The sequence below is a fragment of the Zooshikella harenae genome (genome assembly GCF_018837975.1).
GTDB lineage: Bacteria > Pseudomonadota > Gammaproteobacteria > Pseudomonadales > Zooshikellaceae > Zooshikella > Zooshikella harenae.
Map to the genome: position 1 here is coordinate 1 of NZ_JAGSOY010000125.1, position 6232 is coordinate 6232.

At 38.1% G+C, this 6232-nt stretch carries 11 protein-coding genes; 5 read left to right on the forward strand and 6 right to left on the reverse strand.

Annotation, left to right across the window (positions count from 1 at the left end):
* From KCG35_RS23150 to KCG35_RS23170, 5 genes are all read left to right on the forward strand, one after another.
* On the forward strand, positions 1 to 470 hold a 470-nt coding region (locus tag KCG35_RS23150), incomplete at its 5' end, for an EndoU domain-containing protein (protein ID WP_215822232.1).
* Positions 467 to 886, forward strand: a complete 420-nt coding sequence (locus KCG35_RS23155) for a hypothetical protein (protein ID WP_215822233.1) — start codon at positions 467 to 469, stop codon at positions 884 to 886. The genes KCG35_RS23150 and KCG35_RS23155, both read left to right, overlap by 4 nt.
* A 58-nt stretch (positions 887 to 944) precedes the next feature.
* The gene (locus tag KCG35_RS23160; protein ID WP_215822234.1) at positions 945 to 1475 is read left to right on the forward strand and encodes a hypothetical protein; all 531 of its coding nucleotides are present in this window, start codon (positions 945 to 947) and stop codon (positions 1473 to 1475) included.
* An 8-nt stretch (positions 1476 to 1483) separates the two neighbouring features.
* Positions 1484 to 1816 carry a hypothetical protein gene (locus KCG35_RS23165; RefSeq protein WP_215822235.1) on the forward strand — a complete coding sequence of 111 codons (333 nt, stop codon included), beginning with the start codon at positions 1484 to 1486 and terminating at the stop codon, positions 1814 to 1816.
* Between the two features lie 108 nt (positions 1817 to 1924).
* Positions 1925 to 2254 (forward strand): hypothetical protein, encoded by a 330-nt coding sequence (locus tag KCG35_RS23170; protein ID WP_215822236.1) that lies wholly within the window; start codon positions 1925 to 1927, stop codon positions 2252 to 2254.
* 29 nt (positions 2255 to 2283) lie between these two features.
* Here the strand turns inward: KCG35_RS23170 and KCG35_RS23175 are convergent, their stop codons facing one another.
* From KCG35_RS23175 to KCG35_RS23200, 6 genes are all read right to left on the reverse strand, one after another.
* Positions 2284 to 2454, reverse strand: coding sequence for a hypothetical protein (locus tag KCG35_RS23175; RefSeq protein ID WP_215822237.1), 171 nt, complete (start codon positions 2452 to 2454; stop codon positions 2284 to 2286).
* On the reverse strand, positions 2438 to 4240 hold the full coding sequence (locus tag KCG35_RS23180) for an anti-phage dCTP deaminase (RefSeq protein WP_215822238.1): 1803 nt from the start codon (positions 4238 to 4240) through the stop codon (positions 2438 to 2440). Before KCG35_RS23180 ends, KCG35_RS23175 begins: the two co-directional genes overlap by 17 nt.
* A 200-nt stretch (positions 4241 to 4440) precedes the next feature.
* Positions 4441 to 5400: a contractile injection system protein, VgrG/Pvc8 family gene (locus tag KCG35_RS23185; protein ID WP_215822239.1), complete on the reverse strand. Its 960-nt coding sequence runs from the start codon at positions 5398 to 5400 to the stop codon at positions 4441 to 4443.
* 1 nt (position 5401) lies between these two features.
* Positions 5402 to 5611 carry a tail protein X gene (locus KCG35_RS23190; RefSeq protein WP_215822240.1) on the reverse strand — a complete coding sequence of 70 codons (210 nt, stop codon included), beginning with the start codon at positions 5609 to 5611 and terminating at the stop codon, positions 5402 to 5404.
* The gene (locus tag KCG35_RS23195) at positions 5577 to 6002 is read right to left on the reverse strand and encodes a phage tail protein (RefSeq protein ID WP_215822241.1); all 426 of its coding nucleotides are present in this window, start codon (positions 6000 to 6002) and stop codon (positions 5577 to 5579) included. The genes KCG35_RS23190 and KCG35_RS23195 overlap by 35 nt, the downstream gene beginning before the upstream one ends.
* Positions 5992 to 6232, reverse strand: a 241-nt coding sequence (locus KCG35_RS23200; RefSeq protein ID WP_215822242.1) for a hypothetical protein, incomplete at its 5' end; no start/stop codon positions are given. The genes KCG35_RS23195 and KCG35_RS23200, both read right to left, overlap by 11 nt.

Consider the following 6232-nt stretch of genomic DNA (forward strand, 5'->3'; position numbering starts at 1 on the left):
ATCAACCTAAAAAAACTTCGGAATCGAGTGTTAGTAAAATTTCAGCGCAATCAAAACAGAAGGTTTTATATGGAGAGCAAGCTGTGAAAAATGGTCGCCTTGATAACAGGGTAAAAGGAGTCCACTCAGCAAAGATATTAGATCATCCTGATTTTTCGGTAGAAACGTTAAAAACGAACCCCGACGGCACTATTGATGTCAAGTTTACAAAACAGCTTCCTAACGGAAATGCTTCAAAGTTGAAAGCATCAACTCTCTTTCCTAAAAGTTGGGATGAAGACAAGATATTTGACGCCGCTAAGTCGGTAGGCAATACAAGGCCAATAGCAACAAGTGTTTCCGGTAAAACACTCCACCGTGGAACTATAGATGGAGTGAAAATGGACGTAATGAAACAGGGAGATGATGTTATTGCAGCGTTCCCTTGTGGGAATAAACCTACACTAATTGATGAGTTTCGTAACCAATGAATCAAAGCAATCTAGGTAAATTTATTCAAATTCTATCAAGAAATTACTCGGAAGAATTGTGGTCTGAGCTAGTCTACGAGAATGCAATGTTACTAGCTGATAGCTTAGCAGAGAGTGACTGGAATAAGTTAACAAAAATTTGGACAATAAAAAATATTTCATGGCAACGTAAGTTTGCTGATGTACTATCAGCAGTAGATAGCCCTTCAGCATGCACTGTATTAATCGATATGCTTTCCTCTGATAATGATGAAGTCTTAGAAGAGGTAGTGGACTCACTTCACTCCATACTGCAGTCAAATATCCATAAATTTAGCCTAACAAATAGCCAAAGAGAAAAACTATTGTCTTTTTTAGAGCGCTGTGGACGCCTATACAAGCCAAAAGTCGAGCTTTTACTCAATTCTCCTAATTAAAAATTCAGGGCAATACAATCTCGACCTTATTCCAAGTAATTACCTTGAAAGCAATAATATGCATCACCTGATAAACTGTACCAACCAAGCAGGGATTTTTGTAACTGACTTATCACTCTTAAAAACGGTAGATGAAGAGTTTATGGGTGATCTAAACATTGCTTTAGATGATGAAGGTGAAACTGAAGTTACTTTTGATTTTCCAGATGAGCTATGGTGTGACGTTTGGAAACAGGAGTCTTCAGAAATTGTTGATGCAATTAATAATGACAAATTCTCTTTGATTTTGTTAAAAGCGGGAACATATAAGTTAGAAGTGCTAACCAAAATTCCTCAAGCAAATATGCTTGTATCAACCCAGTGGATAAATGTAAGCTCTGGAAAAATATCATTTTTAGAAGCTGGCCAGTGGATAGAAGACTTTTTTTCTGATGAGAATACTGCTCCAATTTTGGAGCTATCCATCCCAAACGGAAAGTACACTTTATCCTATTATTACAATAGTAGTTCTGAAATTATTTCAATTAGTGTAGTGAATTATGATCACAAACCAGAAAAACTCACAACTCTACCTTCTTTATCAAATTAAACTTCAAAATGTCTGTAGAGCTATCCATTGATAATCCAGCTAACAATGAAGAAGCAGCTTATATAATACCTATCGCTTCAGAACGTATTTTTAAGCAAGTATGGCAAACTGCAGCAATAGAATACAATCTACCTCTAATTGAACATATTTCATTTTGCTTAGATGTAGATAAAAATAATGTTGATCAATTTTTAAGTGAGCTTAAACAAGTACTTTCTTGTGCAGAAGAAAATACTGATCCTGTGATGTATCAAAGTATCTCAACAAGGATTAATAGGCTATTAAAAAAGATTCCGGCACTTATGAACAAAAGGAGTGACATCATTCTAACTATTGGGTAAGTGTAGTTCTCTCATAGAAAGAAATAAAACTCTGAAAAATAGAAAAAAAGCAAGTATTAGCTAAAGTAAATACAATGAAGTGACTCATTTAATCATTGAGGTAAAAGAATGAAAGTTATTTCAGTCCCTTTAACTCAAGAAGCAATGTACAGAGTTGATCTTGATCAGTCACTAGAGGGCGACTTAAAAGAGCTAACTCTCAGTGATTCAGAATTTTCAGTACTATGGAGTAGTGGTGTACTAGACGATTTGAATGAGGAACTAGACCTATTAATAGGAGACTTCGAAGACGAAAGTATTACTGGAGAAAGGCTAGAACAGGCTCTAGCCATCACCCAGCAAAATAAGCATTATTTACACACCTCAGTTGTCAATGCATTAGCTAGTCAACTAGAGCTGGCTATCAGTAAGTCTACTGGTGTATTCTTTTTCTTCTAGCAAAAGTAGCTTTATGAAAATTCAGCTTTTCACACATCTGAACTATTTATCTTGTCTTCCTTTTTTTGTTGAGCACGATTTACCTCATAATAAGATGTATTTGAACCGCATGATAAACTTTCTCTTTTCCACGAAGGCCATCCCTCTACTGTTTGTCTCGCTTTGCGCAAATGATCAAAAAAATCACTTTGACGTTTCATTAGAAAGACCCCACTCATTCTTCAAGAAGTTTATATAGCTATATAGCTCAGATGCAACAATTGACTCTCTTTCAATATAGGAAGAAGGTATCATTTTCATTCTAAGTGTAGCAATAGATTCATCCCAGTTAATAACTTTACCATCATAATTCTTACGCTTAACAGGAAAACCACTACCAAGTTTTGTTGAAAATAAGTTAAAGAATGAACGAGGGCCGACACCAACAAATGGCTCGAATGATACACCCTCTTGATTAGCTGATGCAATTGAATCACGATGAAAATCAAATGCTTTACTCTTAGGGTATGGTTCAACAAAAATTACTCTTTTAATACCAGAAGCTATTATATGTTTAGCACAATTATGACAAGGAAATGTAGTACAATATAAATCAGTATCAACTGTACTAACACCAGTTCTAGAACTCCCTAAAATCGCTTCCATTTCTGCATGAACAACTCGACCATACTCAGTAATGTCCTTAATCCTACTATTTGATAAGCAAGCCTTTATTTCTTCTTTTTGATCATTTGATACAGATTGAATAATTTCATCTATTATATTTTCTTTTTCTTTCGCATTTGAGTCATATCCACGCTTGTAATCTCTGCCATTGTCAACATCTATAATTTCTATACCTTTATCATTGTATTCAGCCCAATACAGCCCGCCTCCAGCCTTAGGTACATCATTAGCTCCTGTTGATATAATATTTTTATTCTTTGTTAATACCGCTCCAACCTGCCTTGATAAATCTGCAGATCTTAATGAAGCAGAAAATGCCATAAACATAGCGAACTCATCAAATGTTGGAGTTATATATGGTTGACCGAATAATAAATCTATAATCCTCCATAAATCATTTTGAAGTTTATCTTGACTACCATCAAAACTTACAAAAAAATCAGCAAGATGAAATGTTTTTGCCGTATGCTGACCGAATTCTTCGGATTCCTCTGAATCCCTTTTCATTAACTTTTCTGCATCACTTTCTCCAATTCTTTTATTTTTCGTTAAATAATGCAACCTTCGATTAAAATCCGAATAAACACCGATTAAAAAAATACCATTTGAGTATATCTCCCTTAATGCTTGAACTTCACTAGGATTTTTTAGAGAGTTAATTATAAAAGCATGCCTTGAACATGGTTCTTGACCATCTTTTCTTAAGGAGTTAATTTTTGCTGCAGCAGCCTTGGCTAAAACAGCACAATCTTTAGCCTTTTTTCTAATTTCATTCCCTGAATCCATCAAGGATGATATTCTTGTAAAATTGTCATCAGAGTTTTTATCGCCAGTTATTTCTTCTATTATATCCTTAGATATCTTAATTTCTTCGCAGATATAGTTAAATGCCGGCAATTTTTCTTTAAGAATAGAAACAATCTGATCTAAGTTTGTTCCTAATGCTCCCACCAAGGCAATAACTAGCTCACTTCCCTCACAGTTTTGAGCTTTAGAGGCAGACTTTTCTTCCGAATATTCAGAAGTACTAGCATCGCTAATAGATGATTTTTCAAATTTACTTTCTACGATGGTACCATCTTTCTTTTGCTCACTCTTAATATTTGCATTACCTACGCTTAAAGCTAGATCATTGGTTATAGAGTTAAAATTCAAGGTACCACCACCTTGGCGTTTGAATTGATACCGAGATGAACTCAGCTCTTGCCAATCATCCTCACCACTATCACATAAAAAACTTATTAATTTTTTGAGGTCTTTTAGCGATACATTAAATTTCATTTTTATACCAAAAGCATTACATTTCTTTACCAAAACCATTTTTTATAAATCAGCACTTTTTATACCAAATTAAAATTCAGCCTGATAAATAATATTTAGAACCCATAACCAGCTAGAGACAAAAATACTTACTAAGTTCTTGTTCATAAAAGTACAACCCAAATCTTATTTTTTAGTAATTTTTAACTATTATGTAAAAAAAATAGACAACTCTATTACTTGATCATAGTTAAAGATTTTTATTTCTCCAACCTCACTACCACCCCATACCCCTCCCCACTCATCCGATGTCTAGCCGTTTTAATCAACCACTCACCATCCAGCCCAGCCCGTAACCCTGAAATATTCACTGACCTCTCCGCCACTAGCCTTGGATCACCAGGTAAAGTAATTTCTAAACTGGACTGGGAGCGCTCTGCTCCTTTAATGGCGGCGTTGGCTGCAGCTTGAGCCGCTTCGCGTGTGGGGTACTGCATACTTAAGGTGCGAGCAGGCTCGCCCTGCCCTACTGTTATAGATTCTGTTTGCCCTGTACTGCTATTGTGGTATTTAGCTATGACACGCTTATAACCAGAACGTTCGGGCAAACTACCTCGATAACTAGTGATATCTTTAGCCGACAAGTGAATGGTTTCTAGAAGTTTACCACTGACCGTCTTACCCTGGTTTCGCTCCACAAATAACAAATGTTCACCGGCAGGCTTGGCAATCGCATCATATTGGTTGGCGATGCGACTTAAAAAGTGCAGGTCACTTTCTTCGGTCTGGTCGATATGCTGAATCATTAAGTCGGCAAACTTCTCAGCGACTTTTGGATTTAAGCTATGGCGCTGGGCAATGCTCCCCACAATATCCATCAACTTCACCTGATGCCAGCTTTGGCTTCGTGGTGCACGGATTGGCCCTTTTAAATCCGCACCACGGGCTTTGATCTGCATTTGGTTGGGTGGGCCTGAGAGCAATACCTCATCCACCGTATAGTTGCCCATAGGCACCAAGCCGGTTTCTACATAACCCAAAGCACAGGATAATTTGACGCCTTTTTTGGGGATCGCTAACGAGCCATTGTCAACGAGGGTGAGGGTTAAACTGTCGGACTTCCAACCGGCTTCATCCGTGAGTTCCAGGCTAATGAGTAACGGGTTAATGGTCGGCGTTAGGTTGGTGTCACCCAAGTGAATACTAAAGGTGGGTTGCATGTTAATCCCAAAGCTTATCGGTAGGATTTGAGGGAGGAGGAATATCAGGTAATTCGAGGGTTAACCCAGCAGGAAGCACCGGACCCAGCTCAGCCAGGTCCGGGTTTGCGGCTAATACATTAAGGACGTAGTAACCGACCTCACGGGGTTTATCATAATAGTACCAGCATATCGCATCAAGACTGTCGTTTTGTTTTGTCCGATACTGCATCGTATTCACCGTAGTAACTGATGGATAAACTAAAATCAATTTTTCGGGGTTGGCCTTGTTGATCCAAGTATCTGTTGGTCTGCTCCACGCTAGTAATACACCAGTGGTCGAGTAAATCGCCGGTGCCGGCTACCAGTAATAATGGTTTTCCTTGCCTGCCTAGTGTTGCCATCTGCTCAACAGTATCGACTACACCATATTGGCCTGGAAACACACTACCTGATAGGTTAATGGTTTGTTGACCTTCGCCGGTATACTGCAATTGCGGGATATTGCCCAAGCGCTTTTGTTCGGACCAGGTAAATGACCAGGCCCGTTGCAATTGGTTAAACGCCGCAGTTTCAATAGAAAACGTAAACGGCCCTAATTTCAGTAAGGTGCTAGTAGCCATACGTTAAGCCTTCCTGATCATAAAGTGATGCACGACGATCCGATTCTGCCTCAAATTCTCGCCGTTTGAGTTCTTCCCTTACCCGTTTAGCAATGTCTTCACTGTTCTGGCCTGGTTGGGCATGAATGGTAATCGGGGCGTTAATATTAGTACGCGACTGGTTCTGTATTTTAATGTGTTGATTACGATTGGCCTGTAATTGGTCCTGAATAGTCTTATTATTGCGCGCT

Excerpts from the sequence above, each read along its gene's own strand:
- KCG35_RS23185 (WP_215822239.1), bottom strand. The coding sequence starts at position 5,400 with ATGCAACCCACCTTTAGTATTCACTTGGGTGACACCAACCTAACGCCG.
- KCG35_RS23170 (WP_215822236.1), top strand. The coding sequence starts at position 1,925 with ATGAAAGTTATTTCAGTCCCTTTAACTCAAGAAGCAATGTACAGAGTT.
- KCG35_RS23190 (WP_215822240.1), bottom strand. The coding sequence starts at position 5,611 with ATGCAGTATCGGACAAAACAAAACGACAGTCTTGATGCGATATGCTGG.
- KCG35_RS23195 (WP_215822241.1), bottom strand. The coding sequence starts at position 6,002 with ATGGCTACTAGCACCTTACTGAAATTAGGGCCGTTTACGTTTTCTATT.
- KCG35_RS23175 (WP_215822237.1), bottom strand. The coding sequence starts at position 2,454 with ATGAAACGTCAAAGTGATTTTTTTGATCATTTGCGCAAAGCGAGACAA.
- KCG35_RS23180 (WP_215822238.1), bottom strand. The coding sequence starts at position 4,240 with ATGGTTTTGGTAAAGAAATGTAATGCTTTTGGTATAAAAATGAAATTT.
- KCG35_RS23160 (WP_215822234.1), top strand. The coding sequence starts at position 945 with ATGCATCACCTGATAAACTGTACCAACCAAGCAGGGATTTTTGTAACT.
- KCG35_RS23155 (WP_215822233.1), top strand. The coding sequence starts at position 467 with ATGAATCAAAGCAATCTAGGTAAATTTATTCAAATTCTATCAAGAAAT.
- KCG35_RS23165 (WP_215822235.1), top strand. The coding sequence starts at position 1,484 with ATGTCTGTAGAGCTATCCATTGATAATCCAGCTAACAATGAAGAAGCA.